This window comes from Mycobacterium sp. NGS57 (assembly GCF_059812405.1).
Genome location: NZ_JCALCP010000003.1, coordinates 449,144 through 467,323, shown reverse-complemented (window position 1 = coordinate 467,323; position 18,180 = coordinate 449,144). Strand labels below are relative to the sequence as shown.

Sequence of the window (18,180 nt, the reverse complement as noted above, 5' to 3'; positions counted from 1 at the left end):
CAGCCGTAGACGACCCGTCCGGACGGCCGGCGTTCGCTGATTTGGCGGCGACGACTTGGGCTGCAAGCGGAGCTAGGGCCAGCACAGGCCGATACAGTTGGTCATCGTGACCCCACCTGCCCCGCCTGTGCTGACCGTGCGATACGAGGGATCCGAGCGCACCTTCGCGGCAGGCACCGACGTCGTCATCGGGCGTGACCTTCGCGCGGACGTGCGCGTCGCACACCCGCTGATCTCGCGCACCCACCTCATCGTGCGATTCGACCAGGGGCGCTGGGTCGCCGTCGACAACGGCAGCCTCAACGGCCTGTACGTCCACAACCGCCGCGTGCCCGTCGTCGACATCCAGGACGGGTTGCGCGTCAACATCGGCAACCCGGACGGCCCGTCGCTGACCTTTGAGGTCGGCCGCCACCAGGGCTCGGCCGGACGGCCGCCGCTGACGACGTCGATTCCGATCTTCAATCCGGGCAGCGCACCCAGCGGCCCGGTGCCGCATGCGGCGCCGCAGACCCCGTCGGGCCCAGTGCGCCAACCACCACACGTGCCCAGCGGGCCGCAGCCGACGCACCCGCCGAGCGGGCCGCAGCCGGTCCATCCGCCCAGCGGCCCGCTGCCGCGCTATCCGAGCGGCGGACACCCGGTCGGGCCGCCCAGCGGACCCCAGTCGGCGCCGAAGATCTACCGGGCTCAACCCGCGCACGTGCCCCCGGCCGGGCTCGGGACCGGCCGGGTCGAGCAGCCCACGGCCGGCGAGACGGGCCGCATCGGCGATTCCACGAACATCGCGACCTCGATGATGAAGATCCTGCGGCCGGGCCGGGCCGCGGTGGAATCGACGCCCGGGTCGATCAAGATCGGCCGGGCCAACGACAACGACATCGTCATTCCCGAGGTGCTGGCCTCGCGTCACCACGCCACGCTGATCCCCACGCCGCAAGGTACGGAGATCCACGACAACCGCAGCATCAACGGCACCTTCGTCAACGGCGCACGGGTCGACTCGGCCGTGCTGCACGACGGCGACGTCGTCACGATCGGCAACATCGATCTCGTCTTCGCCGGCGGCACGCTGGCCCGCCGCGACGAGAGCGCCACCGCGACGCGCAGCGGGGGCCTCGACGTGCGCGGGGTGACGTGGACGATCGAGGGCACCAAGGTCCTGCTGGACGACATCTCGCTGGGCGCGCAGCCCGGAACGCTCACCGCCGTCATCGGTCCGTCCGGCGCGGGCAAGTCGACGTTCGCGCGGCTGGTCGCCGGCTACACGCACCCGACCAAGGGCACGGTGTCCTTCGAAGGCCACAACGTGCACGCCGAGTACGCCTCGCTGCGCAGCAGGATCGGGATGGTGCCGCAGGACGACGTGGTGCACGGGCAGCTGACGGTGCAGCAGGCCCTGATGTACGCCGCCGAGCTGCGGCTGCCGCCCGACACCACCAAGGACGACCGCGCGCAGGTGGTGGCGCGGGTGCTCGAGGAGCTCGAGATGACCCAGCACCTCAACACCCGGGTCGACAAGCTCTCCGGCGGTCAGCGCAAACGCGCGTCGGTGGCGCTGGAGCTGCTGACCGGGCCGTCGCTGCTGATCCTCGACGAGCCGACGTCGGGCCTCGACCCCGCGCTGGACCGGCAGGTGATGACGATGCTGCGGCAGCTCGCCGACGCCGGCCGGGTCGTGCTGGTGGTCACCCACTCCCTGACGTACCTGGACATCTGCGACCAGGTGCTGCTGCTGGCGCCCGGGGGCAAGACGGCGTTCTGCGGGCCGCCCGGCCAAATCGGTCCGGCGATGGGCACGACGAACTGGGCCGACATCTTCAGCACGGTCGCCAGCGACCCCGACGGCGCCAAGTCGCGGTACCTGGCGCGGACGGGGCCGCCCCCGCCGCCGCCGCCGGCCGAACGGCCCGCCGAGCTGGGCGACCCGTCGCACACGAGCCTGTTCCGGCAGTTCTCCACGATCGCCCGCCGGCAGGTGCGGCTGATCGTCTCGGACCGCGGCTATTTCATATTCCTGGCGATTTTGCCGTTCATCATGGGCTCGCTGTCGATGTCGGTGCCGGGCGATGTCGGCTTCGGCATCCCGAACCCCATGGGCGCCGCGCCCAACGAGCCCGGACAGATCCTGGTGCTGCTCAACGTCGGTGCGGTCTTCATGGGGACCGCGCTGACCATCCGGGACCTGATCGGTGAACGGGCGATCTTCCTGCGCGAACAGGCGGTGGGCCTGTCGACGACCGCGTACCTGCTGGCCAAGGTGTGCGTGTACACCGTGTTCGCGGTGGTGCAGTCGGCGATCGTGACCATCATCGCGCTGCTCGGCAAGGGCGGCCCGACGCAGGGCGCCGTCGCGCTGGGCAGGCCCGGCCTGGAGCTGTTCGTCGACGTCGCGATGACGACCGTCGCCTCGGCGATGCTCGGGTTGGTGCTGTCGTCCATCGCCAAGTCCAACGAGCAGATCATGCCGCTGCTCGTGGTGGCGGTCATGTCCCAGCTGGTGTTCTCCGGCGGCATGATTCCCGTCACCGCCCGCGTCGGGCTCGACCAGATGTCGTGGGCGACCCCGGCGCGCTGGGGCTTCGCGTCGTCGGCGTCCACCGCCGACCTGATCAAACTGGTGCCCGGCCCGCTGACACCGAAGGACTCGCACTGGCGTCACACGCCAGGGGCGTGGTGGTTCGACATCGGGATGCTGGTGTTGCTCAGCGCCGTCTACCTGAGCTTCGTGCGCTGGAAGATTCGCCTCAAGGGCGGGTGATCCGGGCTTTGCGTGTTAATTCGCGAGCCGAACCACATCGCGAATTTCGACGCCGGAATTCGCAGCCTGGTTCGGCTCGCGGACGTTAGGCGCGCTTGTGGACCACCTGGTCGGCGGCGGCACGCATCCGATCCGACAGTTCCAGCAGCGCATGTTCCCCGACCCCGTGCGGCACCGTGTAGGCCAGCTGTCGTAGTTCAACGGCGCAATCGCGCAATTCCTGGCGGAGTTGAATCTCAAGGGCGGGCATGACCACTCCCGGTAGGACGGGCCGAACAAAAAGGGGTGTTCGACAAATTGTCGCAGCCCGGCCCCGTATTTGCGATAGCTGCGCGGGGGTATTTACGAGAGATTTACAGGCTCGTTCAAGGGTGGATCACGGGTGGGCCGCGACGAACGTGTCGTTCGGTACCCCGGCGGCGAGCCCCTCGACGTCGAAGGGCCGGCTCAGGCGGGCACGCAGCTTCTCGGGACCGACGAGCAGGCTGATCTCCGCGGTCTGGCTGGCGAACAGGCGCCCGAAAATCGGGTAGAGCCAACGCATTAGCGCCCGCTCCGCCCGCGTGCAGCGCGCCGCGCAATAGCCGACGTGACCGAGCTCGTCGGTGAGGATCTCGCCGTAAAGCCGCTCGATCCGCGCGGCCACCTCCGGTTCGTCGGCGAACAATTCGACGCCGACGCGGCGCAGCTCGTCGAACATGATGCAGCCCGCCATCTCCCCGGCGCCCACGAACGGAAACCCGAATCGCTCGGGCAGGAACACCTCCATCTTCACGAATTGGCGCATCACGAACGGCGGCACCACCACCTGGAAAGGCAGCCCGAAAATGTCCAGCACGTAGGCCAACAGGCGGGTGTGATAGTGCTCCTCGAGCGCGAGATACACTCCTTCGGGCGGCTGGTCCGCGCCGCCGATACGCCCGTAGGTGTCGCCCAGGTCCACGCCGAACCGCTCGGCCTGGTTCAGCTTGGCGGTCGCCAACAGGAACAGCATTTCGCGGTCGAGCCCCGGCTCGGGCCGTCGCCGCCGCAGGTTTCGCTGGAACAGCGTCTGATCGATGGCGCGCGCGGAGCGAACGGGGTTCTCCTCCAGCGATCCAAAGAAGTCTTCGCGGTTGGAGAGCCGGCGATGCAGCAGATCGGCCTCGCCGTCGCGCCGGCTCAAATAGGCCTGGTAGCCCTCGATGCCCGTGCCGCTCATGGTGCCTCCATTCCTGCAACGATGGTCTTCACGTAGCGATCCAGTAGTGCGGCGCGCGGCTGCGACGCCGCCATCGATCGCGTCGCCGTGACCAGCAACGCGAACAGTCCGGTCAGGAAAATGACGCCGAGCTCGCCGGCATCCCCGTCGCGAGACGCGCGCCCCGCGGCCTGCGCCCCGGCGATCGCGGCGATGACGAACTGCGCCAGGGGATGCTCGCCGGGCCCGTCTTCCACGGGCCGCGACGCGGAGAAGTGCAGCCCCAGCATGTCCCGGAAGACGACGGGCCCCAATCGCCGCTCGGCCGCGAGGACCGCGCCCACCAACGACGTGAGCAGCGTAAGCAAGTCGCCGCCGTCGCTGGTTTCGGCGGCCAGTGCGGCCGCGATGCGGGCTTCCTCGACCCGCTCCAGCTCGACGAGCACGTGCTCCTTGGTGGGGAAGTGGAAGTAGAACGTGCCGCGCGCGACCCCCACGGCCGCGGCGATCGCGGCGACGTCCGTCGCCGCCAGCCCCGACCGGCCGATCTCGGCCACCGCGGCGTCGAACAGGCGGGCCCGCGTGTGCAACCGCTGGGCCTCCCGCACGCTCGTGGCCTGGGGAGCCGACGTCATCGAGGGCACGCCGGTCAACGTACCCTGGCTCACTGACACTCGTCAATGACGGGCGTCAGCGGCGCACCCGGGCGTAACGTCGGTGCGTCGATCAGCGCGCATTTCCGCCGCGGCGCTACGCTGGCGCGGCCTGCAGAAGGGGTCAGGGATGGATTTCGAACTCGACGCCGGGCAACGCGCCTGGCTGACCGAGGTTCGCGAATTCCTGCAGCAGAACGTCACCGCCGAATTGCGGGCCGAACTGGCCCAGCACGATCTCGAGTTCCCCGGTGGCGAGGTCGCCCGGTTCCGCCACAAGATCGGCGAGAAGGGCTGGTTCGGGCTCAACTGGCCGCGCGAGTACGGCGGGCTTGCCCTCGGCGCGGTGCATCAGCACCTGCTGATGAGCGAGTTCGAATACTGGGGCGTACCCGGACCCGACCTGACCGTCACCTCGGTGGCGCCGATGATCATCCGGCACGGCACCGAGCGCAACAAAACCGAATGGCTACCGCTCATCGCTCGCGGCGAAATGATCTGCGCCGTAGGCTATTCCGAGCCCGAGGCGGGCACCGATCTGGCCAGCCTGCGCACCCGCGCGACGCTCGACGGCCAGGAGTGGGTGATCAACGGCACCAAGACATGGAACAGCGGCGCCCAGCGCGCCACCCACGAGTGGCTCTGCGTGCGCACCGACCCAAATGCGGTGCGCCACCGCGGGATTTCGGTCATCATCGTCCCGATCGACAGCCCCGGCGTCCAGATCCGCCCGCTGTACGCGTGGTCCGGCTATCGCACCAACGAGGTGCACTTCGACGACGTGCGAGTCCCGGCCACCAACCTGATCGGCGAGGTCAATCGGGGCTGGACCTACGTCACCGGCGCCCTCGACCTCGAACGCGGCGCGCTGACCAACGCCGGCGACCTGCGCCGCGCCGTGGACGAGTTGCGCGCACTCGCGCGCGCCCCGCGGCGCGACGGCACCGTGCCCGCCCGCGACCCCGCGCTGCGCCGCCGCCTGGCGCGGGCCGAGGCCGACGTCGAGGTCGCCACGCTGATGGGCTACGAGGCCGCCTCGATCCTCGACGGCGGTGTCATCCCGACGGTCGAGGTCAGCGTCGAGAAGATCTTCACCAGCGAGCTGCGCCAGCGCATCGCCGAGTTGGCGCTCGACCTCCTCGGCCCCGACGGCCTGCTGGCGCATCGCAGCGAAAACGCGCCCCTGGCAGGCACATTCGAACGGCTTTACCGCGCCGCCCCGCTGATGCGTTTCGGTGGCGGCACCAACGAAGTCCTGCGCGACATCATCGCCCAGCGCGGCCACGGGATGCCCTCGTATGGACGTTAGGCCCACCGCCGAACGGCGTGAATTCGGTGCGGCGTTGCGCAAGCTGCTGGCGTCGGAGAGCCCCGACCGCAGCACTGTGGCGCTGGAGAAGGCGCTGTGGAAGGCCCTGGCCGACGCCGGCGTGTTCGGGCTGGCCATCTCCACGCAGCACGGCGGTTCCGGCGGAACGCTCGACGACCTCGCCGTCTTCTACACCGAGGCCGGGCGCGCCCTGTGCCCGACGACCGTGCACAGCACCGTCGAGGCCGCGCTGGCGATCGAGCAGCTCGGCTCGCCGGCCGCGAAATCCGCGTGGCTGCCCGCGCTGACGAACGGCGGCCTCCGCGGCAGCACGGCACTGTGGAGCGCCCGCGACGCCGCCGTCGTCGCGCCCGTGCTGCGCGCCGAGCCCGCCCCGGCCGGCGACTGGCGGCTGACCGGAACCGCGGACTACGTCGCCGACGCCGACGTCGCCGACGTCCTCGTGGTTTCGGCCACCGCGGCCGGGCGAACCCTGGCCTTCGCCGCCGAGCCGCGCATGGACGGATTGTCCAGCGCGGCGCTGGCCATGACCGGCGGGCACCGGGCGTTCACCGTGCGCTTCGACGACGCGCTCGTCGGTCCCAATGCGCTGCTGGGCGATGTCAGCCAACCGGGGCTGCGCCGGCTCGCCAATGCGGCGGTCGCGCTGGGGTCATTGGACTTGGTGGGGGTCGGGCAGGCGGTGCTGGAGCGCACCGTCGCCTACACGAAGCTGCGCCACCAGTTCGGCCGCCCGATCGCGTCGTTCCAGGCGGCCCAGCACCTGATCGCCAACATGCACATCGCCTTGGCCGCAGCGAGATTGGCCGCGCACTCGGCGGTGTTCTGGCTGGCGCGCGGCCGCACGGCCACGCGGGAAACCGCGGTCGCGCGGATGCATGCGGCGACCGCGGCCAGGCTGATCACGCTGGACGCCCACCAACTGCACGGCGGCATGGGCTACGTCACCGAAACCGACTTGCACCTGTGGACCGAACGGGCGCGGCTCGGCTCGACGCTGGGTGGCGGCGCCGACGTCGCCGCGGCATGGCTGGAGGAGGCGATGGATGAGTGAACTCAGCCTGATCGACGCCGAGTCGGCGGCGCGGGTGGGCACCGTGGCGGCGTCGGCCACCGGCGAGGTGAACCGGCGCGACTGGCAGCGGTGGGCCGCGGCGGTGGGGGACCGCAACCCGCTGTGGTTCGACCCGGAGTACGCCCGCGCCAACGGCTTTCGCGACATCGTCTGCCCGCCGCTGTTCCTGCAATACGTCGTGCTGGGCGTCACGCACCTCGACGCGCTGCGGCCCGACGGGTCCTCCGGCGCGGTATCCGGCAGCCTCGCGTTTCCCCGCGCGCCCAAGCGGATGGCCGGCGGGGAGAGCTTCACGTTTCACCTGCCGGCGTATCACCGCGACGAGATCGAGATGGTGCGCACCATCGAGTCGATCGTCGAAAAGCAGGGCCGCTCAGGTAAATTCGTCCTGGTCACCTGGCACACGGTGTACCGCAACCAGGACCGCGATCTGGTGGCCGAGGCCTCGACGTCGATGATCGCCCGCCCTCAGGAGCCTCGATGACCGATCCACAGGTGTTTTACGACGATGTCGGCGTGGGCGACGAGATCCCCACGCTGACCGTCACGGTCGACGAAACGCAGCTGTTCCTCTTCAGCGCCGCCACCTACAACGCCCACCGCATCCACTACGACAAGGACTGGGCCCGCACGGTGGAAGGCTACGACGACGTGTTGGTGCAGGGCCCGCTGCAGGCCGCGCTGCTGGCCCGCGCGATCGGCGAGTGGATCGGCGGACGCGGCAGGCTGGTGTCCTTCTCGGTGCAGAATCGGGCCGTCGCGCACCCCGGCCTGCCACTCACCTTCCACGGGGAAGTCACCGCCAAGCGGGTCGAGAGCGGCGCCGGGCTCGTCGATCTCGACATCGCCGGGCGCCGCGACGACACCGTGCTGATGCCGGGCAACGCGACCGTCGAGCTGCCCCGCCGCGGAACGGCGTCGTGACGGGGCTGCGCGGCGAGGCGGCGATCGTCGGGATCGCCGAGCTGCCCGCCGAACGCCGCCCGGCCGGGCCGCCCCTGTTCACCCTCGACCAGTACGCCGCGCTGGCCAAGACGGCCGTCGAGGACGCCGGCGTCGAACCCGCCCGCGTCAACGGCCTGATCACCCACGGGGTCGCCGAATCGGCGATGTTCGCGCCCGCCACCCTGTGCGAATACCTCGGCCTGGCACTGGATTTCGGCGAGCGGGTGGACCTGGGCGGGGCCAGCTCGGCGGGCATGGTGTGGCGCGCCGCGGCCGCCGTCGAGCTCGGCGTCTGTGACGCCGTGCTGGCCGTCGTCCCGGGATCGCTGAACGTGCCGCAATCCGCGAAAGGCCCGGCGCCCGCGCCGAACTGGTATGGCGCGTCGTCGAACAACTACGGCTCGCCGCAGGCCGAGTTCGAGATCCCGTACGGCAACGTCGGCCAGAACGCCCCCTACGCGCAGATCGCCCAGCGTTACGGCGCCGAATTCGGCTACGACCCCGCCGCGGTCGCCAAGATCGCCGTCGACCAGCGCGCCAACGCGTGCGCGCATCCGGGCGCGGTCTTCCACGGGACCCCGATCACGGTCGGCGACGTGCTCGCCAGCCCGATGATCGCCGACCCGATCCACATGCTCGAGACGGTGATGCGGGTGCACGGGGGAGCCGGCGTGCTCGTCGCCAACGCGGACATCGCGCGCCGCGGCCGCAACCGCCCCGTCTGGATCAAGGGCTTCGGCGAGCACATCGCCTTCAAGACCCCGACCTACGCCGAGGACCTGCTGTGCACGCCGATCGCGCGCGCCGCCGACAGGGCGTTCGCGATGGCCGGGCTGGACCGCTCCGACGTCGACGTCGCGTCGCTCTACGACTGCTACACGATCACGGTCCTGATGAGCCTGGAAGACGCCGGCTTCTGCGCCAAAGGCGAAGGCATGTCCTGGATTACCGAGCACGACCTGACCTTCCGCGGGGACTTCCCGCTCAACACCGCAGGCGGTCAGCTGTCGTTCGGCCAGGCCGGCATGGCGGGAGGCATGCACCACGTCGTCGACGGCGCGCGCCAGGTGATGGGCCGGGCCGGCGACGCGCAGGTGCGTGACTGCCACACCGCCTTCGTCACCGGCAACGGCGGCATCATGAGCGAGCAGGTCGCCCTGCTGTTGCGGGGGGACTGACCATGGACCGGCCCCTGCCCGAGCCCACCCCGGTGTCCCGGCCCTTCTGGGACGGCCTGGCCCGGCACCGCATCCTGGTCCAGTACTCGCCGTCGCTGGGCCGCTACGTCTTCTACCCGCGCACGCTGGCGCCGGGGACACTGGCCGACGACCTGGAGTGGCGCGAAATCGACGGCGCCGGAACGCTGTACACCTTCACCGTGGCGCGCAGACCGACCGGCCCGCCGTGGGCGGATGCGCTGCCGCAGCTGCTCGCGGTGGTGCAGTGGGACGCCGGGCCGCGGATCAGCACCGAATTGGTGGACGTCGACCCGGGCGACATCAGGATCGGGATGCGGGTCGAGCCGGTGTTCTACGATCTGGAAAGCGGAATCACCTTGCTGAGGTACCGGCCGGCGTGACGTCGACGGCGGGATCGGAGACGGACATGGACGACCCCATCGACGGCACGGTCCGGTCGATGCTCGACCAGCTGAACGCCGGATTCCCCCGTGTCGAGACGATGACGGCCCCGCAGGCGCGCGCCGCCGTGGCCGAACGCCGCGTGCCGGTCAACAACATCGACGACGTCCGCGTCGCCGTCGATCACGCGATCCCCGGCCCGGCCGGCGATATCCCGGTGCGCATCTACCACCCGCACGGCGACCCGCCCGGGCCCCGCCCGGCGATCGTGTTCTACCACGGCGGCGGATTCGTGTTCTGCGACATCGACTCCCACGATGGTTTTTGCCGGGCGCTGGCGCGCGGCAGCCAGGCCGTCGTCGTGTCCGTCGGCTACCGGTTGGCCCCCGAAAACCCCGCGCCCGCCGCGGCCATGGACGCATACGCGGCGTTCTGTTGGGTGACCGAGCACGCGGCGGCCCTCGGCATCGACGTGGCGCGGACGGTGGTCGCCGGCGACAGTGCCGGCGGCAACCTCGCGGCCGTCACGGCGATCCTGTGCCGCGACCGCGGCGTCACCCCGCCCGCGGCCCAGCTGTTGCTGTACCCGGCGCTCGACCCCGCCTGCGACACCGACAGCTACCGCCGCTACGGCAGTGGATACTTCAACACCGGCGCCGCCATGCGGTGGTACTGGCGCCAATACCTCGGCGGCACAGCGAGCTTCGACCCGCCCCAGCTCGTCGCCCCGTCCCGCGCGGACTCCCACGCGGGCCTGCCGCCCGCGGTGATCGCGACCGCCGGCCTGGATCCGCTGCACAGCGAGGGATGCGACTACGCGCGCCGCCTGCGCGACGCCGGGGTGCGCGTCGTGCACCGCGACTTCCCCGGGCTGTTCCACGGCTTCATGACGATTCAAGCCTTCCCGCCGGCGGCCTCCGCGCGCGAATTGATCTGCGGTGACCTGCGGGGGCTGCTCGGCGCCACACGCTGGGGGGCGGCATGACCGACGTGCTCGTCATCGGCGCCGGGTTCGCGGGGCTGTACGCGGTGCACCGGGCCGCGTCGGCGGGCCTGTCGGTGCTCGGCGTCGAGGCGGCCCCCGACGTGGGCGGCACCTGGTACTGGAACCGGTACCCCGGGGCCCGGTGCGACGTCGAAAGCGTCGACTACTCCTACTCATTCGACGAGGCGCTGCAACAGGACTGGACCTGGAGCGAACGCTTCGCCGCGCAACCGGAGATCCTGGCCTACCTGCGCCACGTCGCCGACCGCTTCGGCCTGCGGCGCCACTACCGGTTCGGTGTCGACGCGGTCGGCGCCGACTTCGACGACGGACGCTGGCGCGTGCGCACCCGGGACGGCCGCACGTACGCCGCGCCGTTCCTGGTGTGCGCCACCGGTTGCCTGTCGGCGCTCAACCGCCCCGATATCCCCGGCGTCGACGACTTCGCCGGCGACGTGTACTTCACGGCCGCGTGGCCGCGCGAGGACCCCGACCTGCGGGGCAAACGGGTGGGCCTCATCGGCACGGGTTCGTCCGGCATCCAAGCGGTGCCGATCGTCGCCGCACAGGCCGAGCGGCTGGTGGTGTTTCAGCGGACCGCGAACTACAGCATCCCGATGCCCAACCGCCCGTGGTCGCCCGAGGAGCAGCGACAGATCCGCGCGGATTACCCCGAGCGCCGGCGGAATTCGGCCTACGCCCCGGCCGGCACACCGCACGGCACCTATCCCAAGAAGGCCGTCGACACTGAGCCACGGGAGCGGGCCGACGCGCTGTGGCGGCGCTGGCGCGAGGGCGGTGTGCTGTTCGCCAAGACCTTCCCCGACCAGAACAGCGACCTCGCGGCCAACGACATCGCCCGGGAATTCGCCGAGCAGCGGATCCGCGACATCGTCGGCGATCCGGCCGTCGCCGCCGACCTCATCCCGGTCGACCACCCGATCGGAACCAAGCGGATCTGCACCGACGCCGGCTATTACGCCACCTTCAATCGCGACAACGTGCGGTTGGTGAACCTGCGCCGCGAGCCCATCGACGCGATCACGCCCGGGGGAGTCCGCACCCGCGCCACGACCTATCCGTGTGACGTGCTGATCTTCGCGACCGGCTTCGACGCGATGACGGGGGCGCTGACCCGCCTCGACCCGACAGGACCCCGGGAAGATCGGCTGCGCGACGTCTGGGCCGACGGCCCCGTCACGTTCCTCGGCCTGATGGTCCCGGGCCTGCCGAACCTGCTCACCATCAGCGGGCCCGGCAGCCCGTCGGTGCTGGCGAACATGGTGCTGCACGCGGAAGTTCAGGTCGATTGGGCCATCGAGCTGATCCTGGCGGCCCGCCGGCTCGGGGTGAGCGAGGTCGAACCCCGTCGCGACGCCGCCGACGCCTGGACCGGCCACGTCGCCAAGGCCGCCGACGGGACCCTGTTCCCCAAGGCGGCGACGTCGTGGTATCTCGGCGCCAACATCGACGGCAAGAAGCGAACTTTCATGCCGTACGCCGGGGGCTTCGGCAACTACCGGCGCCACTGCGACGCCGTGGCCGAACGGAACTATGCGGGGCTGGTGTTCACGACCCGATGATCGAGACCGTGCAGCAGCTGCTCCGGCAGCGCAGCAGCGACGACACCACCGCGATCGCCCACGGCGAGCGCACCTGGACCTGGCGGGAACACCTGGCCGAGGCCGAGGCCGAGGCCGCGGCGCTGATCGGCCTCGCCGACGCCACGCGCCCGCTGCACGTCGGCGCCCTGCTGACCAATTCGCCGGCGATGCTGCGCGCGATGGCGGCCGCCGCGCTGGGCGGCTACGTGTTGTGCGGCATCAACCTCACCCGTCGCGGGCCCGGCCTGATCGCCGACATCCGGCGCTCCGACTGCCAGATCCTGCTGGTCGATGCCGAGCACCTGTCGCTGCTGGACGGCCTGGACCTCAACGGGATTCAGGTGATCGACGTGGGCTCGGCTCGCTACGCCGACGCGGTGGCCCCCGCGCCACCGCTCGTCGCGCATCGCGAGGTCGGCACCGCCGACACCCTGATGATGATCTTCACCTCCGGCACCAGCGGCGACCCCAAGGCCGTGCGGTTCGCGCACGGGATGGCGATCATGTGCGGCGCCAGCCTGATCTACCAGTACGACGTCACCGCCGACGACGTGTGCTACCTGGCGATGCCGCTGTTCCACTCCAACGGCATCGCCGCCGGGTGGGCGGTCGCGATCGGCAGCGGCGCCACGATGGTCCCCGCGAAGTTCTCGCCGTCGCGCTTCGTCGACGACGTGCGCCGCCACGGCGTGACCTATCTGAACTACGTCGGCAAGCCCCTCGCGCTGATCCTCGCCACCCCCGAGCGCCCCGACGACGCCGACACCCCGCTGCGGATCGCGTTCGGCAACGAGGCCACCGATCGCGACATCGACGAATTCGCACGGCGTTTCGGTTGCCGCGTGGTCGACAGCTTCGGCTCCAGCGAGTTCGCGGTGATCGTCGTGCGCGAGGACGGCGCCCCGCCCGGCTCGATCGGCAAGCCCTACCCCGGGGTGAGCATCTACCACCCGCGGACGCTGACGGAATGCGCGGTCGCGCGGTTCGACGAGCACGGCGCCCTGGCCAATTTCGACGAGGCCGTCGGCGAACTCGTCAACACCCAGGGCGCGGGACCGTTCACCGGCTACTACAACGACCCGTCCGCGACGGCCGAGCGCATGCGCCACGGCATGTACTGGTCGGGCGATTTGGCCTACCGTGACGCCGACGGCTGGATCTATCTGGCCGGCCGCACGGCCGACTGGATGCGCGTCGACGGTGAAAACCTGGCCGCCGCGCCGATAGAGCGGATCCTGGAACGGCTGCCGCAGGTGAGCCAGGTCGCGGTCTACGCCGTACCCGACGAGCGGGTCGGCGATCAGGTGATGGCGGCCCTGGTCCTGCGCGCCGGAAACGGCTTGGAACCCGAGGATTTCGAGAAGTTCCTGGCCGCCCAGCCCGACCTGTCGCCGAAGGCGTGGCCGCGCTACGTGCGCATCAACGACGACCTGCCGGCGACGGCCACCAACAAGATCCTCAAACGCGAGCTGATCGCCGCCGGCGTCACCGCGCAGGACGGCGTGCTGTGGGCGCGCGAACCGCGGGGCAAGACCTACGCTGTCGTGCAGTGACTCAACCGGATTCGGCGGGATTGGGGGCTTCTCCGAACCGGGCCAGCACCAGCGTCGCGAACACCGCCACCACGAATCCCGCGACCACCAACCAGCCGAGACCCGCGCGGGCGGTGTCGCCCAGCCACACCACCCCCACGACGGCCGGGGCGATCGTCTCACCGACGACCATGGCGGCCACCGTCGTGGTCACCGAGCCGCGCTGCAAGGCGGACGTGAGCAAAAGAAACCCCGCGACTCCGCCCCCGGCCGCGGCGTACAGCGCCGGTTGGGTATAGAAGGCGGCCTTGGTCGGATCGACGACGTGGATCAGGCGCACGCCGATCTCCACCACCCCGAATCCGCTCCCGGCGCCGAGCCCGAGGGCAAGCGCGCGCTCACGATCGCGCAGTCGGCCCGCCGCGCCACCGCCGACGAATATCGCGGCCACCACACCGATCAGCGCCCAGCCGAGCGCGGCCGGGGCCTGACGGAAGTGCCCCGGTCCCGCCGCGCCGGCGAGCACGGCGAGGCTCACGCAGACCACCCCGACGGCTGTCCACTCGACCGGCGAAAGCCGCGCCGACAACACCCAGGCGGACACGATGCCCGTGACCGCGATGGAGGCCGCCAAGGCCGCGGCCACGACGTAGATCGGCACCAGGCGCAGCGCCATTACCTGAAGCAGAAAGCCCAGGCCGTCGAGGCCTACCCCGGCGAGGTAGTGCCACTGGCGGACGGCCCGCATCAGCAGTACGGCGTCGACACCCGAGGTGGTGGCGGACTCCACCGATCTGGTGGCGACCGCCTGCAACACCGTGGCCGTGCCGTAGCACACCGAACAACCCAGCGCGAGAACGAATCCGATGAGCACAGACTGACAATAGCCGCGTAGCTGAGTGGGCGACGTCGTGCGAGCGCGCCGATGTCGGCGGTCGCCGAAATGTTGGCAGGCCATTGAAGCAGGCCGCCGCCGCGACCAGCGGATGGTTGGTTTAGTGAACGCACGTATACCAACTAGCCCATGGCGGTGACGGCGAATCAGCGATCGAATCAGAGAAGTTTGATTGTCGACGTCGATTTCAGTGTACAAATGGGTACTCAGGACGGATGGCGGAACGCGGAGCTCGTCCCGAGGTCCCACGGGGTCGGCGGTTGTTATTGCGCGCAGTCCGGCGATTGTTCAGCCCGCTGCAGCCGGACGACTACCTGGAGATGATCAATCCGCTGTGGACGACCAAAGAGCTGCGCGGAAAGGTGGAGGTCATCGAGCCGCAGGGCTCGGAAGCCGCGAGCGTGCTGATCAAGCCCGGGTACGAATGGCCCGGGCACAAACCCGGCCAGTATGTGCGTCTGGGCGTCGTTGTCGACGGCGTGTACCACTGGCGGGCGTACTCGCTCACGTCTGACCCCGCACCCGAAGACGGTCTGATCAGCGTCACCCCCAAGAAGGTGGACAGCGGTGTCGTGTCGCCGTACCTGGTGGAGAAAATCCAGCCCGGGGACCTGGTCCGGCTCGGCGAGGTCGAGGGCGTGTTCACGCTGCCTGACCCGCTGCCGTCCAAGCTGCTGTTCATCAGCGCGGGCAGTGGCATCACGCCGATCATGAGCATGCTGCGCAGCCTCGATCATCACGGCGAGCTGGGCGACGTCGTGGTGATCCACTCCGCTCGCACTCGCGACCAGGTGATGTTCCTGCCGGTACTGGAAGACCTCGATCGTCGCCACGACGGGATGCGCCTGGATCTGCGCCTCACGTCTGAGCGGGGCCGGCTCTCGCCGGGCGACCTCGACGAGGTCTGTGCGGACTGGCGGGAACGCGAAGCCTTCTGCTCGGGTCCGGGCGAAATGCTCGACGCGCTGATCGAACACTGGGAAGGCCACGGTGATCCGAATCGCCTTCACTTCGAGCGATTTCAGCCCAAGATCGGCGGGGACGCCGCTGCCGGCGAAGGTGGCGAGGTTCGATTCCTCGACAGCGAGAAGACCGTCGAATGCGATGGGGGCACTTCGATTTTGGATGCCGGCGAGAAAGCCGGGCTGAACCTGGCCTATGGCTGTCGAATCGGCATCTGCCATACCTGCGTAGGCACGCTGAAATCGGGCAGGCTGCGCGATCTGCGCTCAGGTGACGTCATCGGGCCCACCGGGCAGGACGTGCGGATCTGTATCAACACCGCCGAAGGCGACGTCGAACTCGAACTTTGATCGAAAGGAGTCGCAGTGACCGCTACTGTGGAAAACCCGCTTGCCCACCTTGGTGAGCAAGAGCGGGAAAAGCTTGCCAAGGAATTGGACGCGATTCACGACGAGGTGTTTGCCGATCTCGGCGAGCGCGATCGGCGCTACATCAAGACGGTCATTTCGGTGCAGCGGCAGATCATCGTCGCGGGCCGCGTGTTGCTGCTGGGGTCGCGCTCGAAAACCGCGTGGGTCCTCGGCACCGCGTGCCTCGGTATGGCCAAGATCCTGGAGAACATGGAGATCGGCCACAATGTGATGCACGGTCAATGGGATTGGATGAACGATCCCGATATTCATTCCTCGGTGTGGGACTGGGACACCGCGTCGACGGCGGAGGCCTGGAAGCACTCACACAACTACATCCACCACACGTTCACGAATATTCGCGGCAAGGACAAGGATCTCGGTTACGAGATCATGCGCATCGACCCCAATCAGCAATGGCGCTGGGGCTACCTGTTTCAGCCGTTGTACAACGTGCTGCTGACGGTGCTCTTCGAGTGGGGAGTGGCGGTGCACGACATGGACATCGAGGCAATCCGTGCGCGGGAAAAGCCCTGGTCCGAGGTGCGCAAAGACCTGAAAGGCATCGGGGTCAAGGCGCGCTCACAGATCATCAAGGACTACCTCGGCTGGCCGATCATCAGCGCCGGCGCATTCGGGCTGCTACAGCTCGCGTTACGCGGCAGACTCGACCAACCCGCGGAGTCCCGTGTCGGCCGGCGGCTGCGGAGGGTGTCGCGCACGGGACGGTTGGGCGCTGCGGCGACCTTCTTCGACCGGGTTTTGCCCGGCGTGGAAAGCACCTTTTTGCGCACGCTGGCCGCCGACGCCCTGGCCAACGTGATCCGCAACGTGTGGGCACACGCCATCATTTTCTGCGGCCATTTTCCCGACCAGACCTACACATTCAGCCAGGAAGAAGTCGAAGACGAGACGCGGGGCGACTGGTATCTGCGCCAGCTGGTCGGCGCGGCGAACATCGAGGGCAGCCCGGTTTTTCACGTCATCAGCGGAAACCTCGGGTACCAGGTGGAGCACCACCTGTACCCGGACATGCCGAGCAGCCGATACTCGGAGATCGCACCGAAGATCAAGGACATCTGCGAGCGTTACGAGCTGCCGTACAATTCCGGCCGGTTCTCGAAGCAGTGGTTTATGGTGCACCGCAGCATCTTCCGATTGGCGTTCCCCGGCGGCAAGCCCCGGCCGAAGCCGGGGCCGTACCACAGCGCGGACGGGCGGCCCGGGCCGGCCGGCTCCAGCGAGGCGAGCCGGTTCCGGGAGCGTGTCCCCGCCGAACACCCGGTCGCCGGCCCCGAGCACGAGTCCAGCGGCGTCGATGTGCAACCACCGCCCCGGGGCAAGGACTGACGCGGAACGGCGCATGCGACGTCAGCCGGACGCGCTAAATCGAGATGCGATGAACAGCCGCGGCGATCTCTTCCGGGCAGTCCTCTTGGAGGAAATGCTTGGCCGGCAACAGGATTGGCTCGAGCACCCCGCTGGCCCGCTGAGCCTGCATGCCATAGCTCCGCCACGGCAGCATCGCGTCGCGCGCGCCCCACACGATCTGCACGGGGTAAGGCGTATCGCGGACGGCGTCGACGTAGCGCCGTTGCTTTGCGGCGGTCAACTCGAAGCCGCGCATGATTTTCAGAAACGCCCTCCCGGCGTCGTCACCGAACAGCAGCGGGAGCCAGCACGCGAGTTCGGCGGCCGGGACGCGGCGGCTGACACCGACAAGTCGCATGATCGACAGGAAAGCGCCCGGCACGCGCATCGAGGCCAGCCAAGCCTCTCCGATGCCACGGTGCGCGAACGGCTCCATCGGCCACGGCCGGTGGAACGACTCCACTTCGATGATGGTGTTCAACAGGGTCAGTGAGAGAACCCGCTCGGGTACTGCGGCGGCGACCTCCAAACCGATCGGTCCGCCGATGTCATGCACCACGAGGTGAAACCGGTCCAGTCGCAGGGCGTCGATGGCCGCGAGTAGCCAGCGGCCGAGACCGGTCCAGCTGTAATCCGCCCCGGCGGGGCGCTCGGCGAAGCCAAGCCCCGGCAGATCGACCGCGACACCGCGCAGGCCCCTGGCGGCCAATTCCGGCACCACCTTGCGGTACAGGTAAGCCGATGCGGGAACGCCGTGCACGCACACCACCGCGGGCGCGTCGCGCGGGCCAGCGTCAAGTGCGAACGACGAAATTCCGTCGGCGCTGAAGGTGCGCCCGGTCGATCGGTACCGTTCGAGCAACCTGGTCACCGCTGTGGCGCTCATAAGTTCTTCA

General features: G+C 69.5%; 17 protein-coding genes. 12 read left to right on the top strand and 5 right to left on the bottom strand.

Going from position 1 to position 18,180, the window contains the following annotated elements; translation table 11 throughout:
* Positions 1 to 97: 97 nt before the first annotated feature.
* Positions 98 to 2,761: an ATP-binding cassette domain-containing protein gene (locus AC5Y43_RS08595; RefSeq protein WP_499971407.1), complete on the top strand. Its 2,664-nt coding sequence runs from the start codon at positions 98 to 100 to the stop codon at positions 2,759 to 2,761.
* Between the two features lie 85 nt (positions 2,762 to 2,846).
* On the opposite strand, the gene AC5Y43_RS08590 is transcribed toward AC5Y43_RS08595, so the two are convergent.
* The 3 genes from AC5Y43_RS08590 to AC5Y43_RS08580 form a co-directional block, all read right to left on the bottom strand.
* Positions 2,847 to 3,011, bottom strand: a complete 165-nt coding sequence (locus AC5Y43_RS08590; RefSeq protein WP_499971405.1) for a hypothetical protein — start codon at positions 3,009 to 3,011, stop codon at positions 2,847 to 2,849.
* 126 nt (positions 3,012 to 3,137) lie between these two features.
* Positions 3,138 to 3,962, bottom strand: coding sequence for a hypothetical protein (locus AC5Y43_RS08585; RefSeq protein ID WP_499971403.1), 825 nt, complete (start codon positions 3,960 to 3,962; stop codon positions 3,138 to 3,140).
* Entirely contained in the window at positions 3,959 to 4,576 is a 618-nt protein-coding gene (locus tag AC5Y43_RS08580; protein ID WP_499971560.1) for a TetR family transcriptional regulator, read from the bottom strand. The genes AC5Y43_RS08585 and AC5Y43_RS08580 overlap by 4 nt, the downstream gene beginning before the upstream one ends.
* A 148-nt stretch (positions 4,577 to 4,724) precedes the next feature.
* Here AC5Y43_RS08580 and AC5Y43_RS08575 point away from each other — a divergent pair, with 148 nt between their 5' ends.
* Genes AC5Y43_RS08575 through fadD1 form a run of 9 tightly spaced genes read left to right on the top strand, consistent with a single transcriptional unit; the run spans position 4,725 to position 13,666 of the window.
* Entirely contained in the window at positions 4,725 to 5,903 is a 1,179-nt protein-coding gene (locus AC5Y43_RS08575) for an acyl-CoA dehydrogenase family protein (protein WP_499971401.1), read from the top strand.
* Complete coding sequence (locus tag AC5Y43_RS08570) at positions 5,893 to 6,978, top strand: acyl-CoA dehydrogenase family protein (RefSeq protein WP_499971399.1); 1,086 nt, start codon at positions 5,893 to 5,895, stop codon at positions 6,976 to 6,978. Before AC5Y43_RS08575 ends, AC5Y43_RS08570 begins: the two co-directional genes overlap by 11 nt.
* A complete protein-coding gene (locus tag AC5Y43_RS08565; protein ID WP_499971397.1) occupies positions 6,971 to 7,483 on the top strand; it encodes a MaoC family dehydratase in 513 nt (170 codons plus the stop codon). Before AC5Y43_RS08570 ends, AC5Y43_RS08565 begins: the two co-directional genes overlap by 8 nt.
* Positions 7,480 to 7,923, top strand: a complete 444-nt coding sequence (locus AC5Y43_RS08560; RefSeq protein ID WP_499971395.1) for a hotdog family protein — start codon at positions 7,480 to 7,482, stop codon at positions 7,921 to 7,923. The genes AC5Y43_RS08565 and AC5Y43_RS08560 overlap by 4 nt, the downstream gene beginning before the upstream one ends.
* Positions 7,920 to 9,122 (top strand): thiolase family protein, encoded by a 1,203-nt coding sequence (locus AC5Y43_RS08555; protein ID WP_499971393.1) that lies wholly within the window; start codon positions 7,920 to 7,922, stop codon positions 9,120 to 9,122. The genes AC5Y43_RS08560 and AC5Y43_RS08555 overlap by 4 nt, the downstream gene beginning before the upstream one ends.
* Positions 9,123 to 9,124: 2 nt before the next feature.
* Positions 9,125 to 9,523: a Zn-ribbon domain-containing OB-fold protein gene (locus AC5Y43_RS08550; protein ID WP_499971391.1), complete on the top strand. Its 399-nt coding sequence runs from the start codon at positions 9,125 to 9,127 to the stop codon at positions 9,521 to 9,523.
* Between the two features lie 26 nt (positions 9,524 to 9,549).
* Positions 9,550 to 10,509: an alpha/beta hydrolase gene (locus AC5Y43_RS08545; RefSeq protein ID WP_499971389.1), complete on the top strand. Its 960-nt coding sequence runs from the start codon at positions 9,550 to 9,552 to the stop codon at positions 10,507 to 10,509.
* Positions 10,506 to 12,092, top strand: a complete 1,587-nt coding sequence (locus AC5Y43_RS08540) for a flavin-containing monooxygenase (RefSeq protein WP_499971387.1) — start codon at positions 10,506 to 10,508, stop codon at positions 12,090 to 12,092. The genes AC5Y43_RS08545 and AC5Y43_RS08540 overlap by 4 nt, the downstream gene beginning before the upstream one ends.
* Positions 12,089 to 13,666, top strand: coding sequence for a fatty-acid--CoA ligase FadD1 (gene fadD1, locus AC5Y43_RS08535; RefSeq protein ID WP_499971385.1), 1,578 nt, complete (start codon positions 12,089 to 12,091; stop codon positions 13,664 to 13,666). Before AC5Y43_RS08540 ends, fadD1 begins: the two co-directional genes overlap by 4 nt.
* A gap of 1 nt (position 13,667) precedes the next feature.
* Here fadD1 and AC5Y43_RS08530 read toward each other — a convergent pair whose 3' ends face one another.
* Positions 13,668 to 14,519, bottom strand: coding sequence for a DMT family transporter (locus tag AC5Y43_RS08530; protein ID WP_499971383.1), 852 nt, complete (start codon positions 14,517 to 14,519; stop codon positions 13,668 to 13,670).
* A gap of 236 nt (positions 14,520 to 14,755) precedes the next feature.
* Here AC5Y43_RS08530 and AC5Y43_RS08525 point away from each other — a divergent pair, with 236 nt between their 5' ends.
* Positions 14,756 to 15,853 (top strand): ferredoxin reductase, encoded by a 1,098-nt coding sequence (locus tag AC5Y43_RS08525; protein ID WP_499971381.1) that lies wholly within the window; start codon positions 14,756 to 14,758, stop codon positions 15,851 to 15,853.
* Positions 15,854 to 15,868: 15 nt separating this feature from the next.
* On the top strand, positions 15,869 to 17,263 hold the full coding sequence (locus AC5Y43_RS08520; protein ID WP_499971379.1) for a fatty acid desaturase family protein: 1,395 nt from the start codon (positions 15,869 to 15,871) through the stop codon (positions 17,261 to 17,263).
* A gap of 34 nt (positions 17,264 to 17,297) precedes the next feature.
* On the opposite strand, the gene AC5Y43_RS08515 is transcribed toward AC5Y43_RS08520, so the two are convergent.
* Positions 17,298 to 18,170 carry an alpha/beta fold hydrolase gene (locus AC5Y43_RS08515; RefSeq protein WP_499971377.1) on the bottom strand — a complete coding sequence of 291 codons (873 nt, stop codon included), beginning with the start codon at positions 18,168 to 18,170 and terminating at the stop codon, positions 17,298 to 17,300.
* Between the last annotated feature and the right edge of the window lie 10 nt (positions 18,171 to 18,180).

Excerpts from the sequence above, each read along its gene's own strand:
- AC5Y43_RS08545 (WP_499971389.1), top strand. The coding sequence starts at position 9,550 with ATGGACGACCCCATCGACGGCACGGTCCGGTCGATGCTCGACCAGCTG.
- AC5Y43_RS08585 (WP_499971403.1), bottom strand. The coding sequence starts at position 3,962 with ATGAGCGGCACGGGCATCGAGGGCTACCAGGCCTATTTGAGCCGGCGC.
- AC5Y43_RS08580 (WP_499971560.1), bottom strand. The coding sequence starts at position 4,576 with ATGACGTCGGCTCCCCAGGCCACGAGCGTGCGGGAGGCCCAGCGGTTG.
- fadD1 (WP_499971385.1), top strand. The coding sequence starts at position 12,089 with ATGATCGAGACCGTGCAGCAGCTGCTCCGGCAGCGCAGCAGCGACGAC.
- AC5Y43_RS08590 (WP_499971405.1), bottom strand. The coding sequence starts at position 3,011 with ATGCCCGCCCTTGAGATTCAACTCCGCCAGGAATTGCGCGATTGCGCC.
- AC5Y43_RS08525 (WP_499971381.1), top strand. The coding sequence starts at position 14,756 with ATGGCGGAACGCGGAGCTCGTCCCGAGGTCCCACGGGGTCGGCGGTTG.
- AC5Y43_RS08550 (WP_499971391.1), top strand. The coding sequence starts at position 9,125 with ATGGACCGGCCCCTGCCCGAGCCCACCCCGGTGTCCCGGCCCTTCTGG.
- AC5Y43_RS08515 (WP_499971377.1), bottom strand. The coding sequence starts at position 18,170 with ATGAGCGCCACAGCGGTGACCAGGTTGCTCGAACGGTACCGATCGACC.
- AC5Y43_RS08575 (WP_499971401.1), top strand. The coding sequence starts at position 4,725 with ATGGATTTCGAACTCGACGCCGGGCAACGCGCCTGGCTGACCGAGGTT.
- AC5Y43_RS08540 (WP_499971387.1), top strand. The coding sequence starts at position 10,506 with ATGACCGACGTGCTCGTCATCGGCGCCGGGTTCGCGGGGCTGTACGCG.
- AC5Y43_RS08570 (WP_499971399.1), top strand. The coding sequence starts at position 5,893 with ATGGACGTTAGGCCCACCGCCGAACGGCGTGAATTCGGTGCGGCGTTG.
- AC5Y43_RS08560 (WP_499971395.1), top strand. The coding sequence starts at position 7,480 with ATGACCGATCCACAGGTGTTTTACGACGATGTCGGCGTGGGCGACGAG.
- AC5Y43_RS08565 (WP_499971397.1), top strand. The coding sequence starts at position 6,971 with ATGAGTGAACTCAGCCTGATCGACGCCGAGTCGGCGGCGCGGGTGGGC.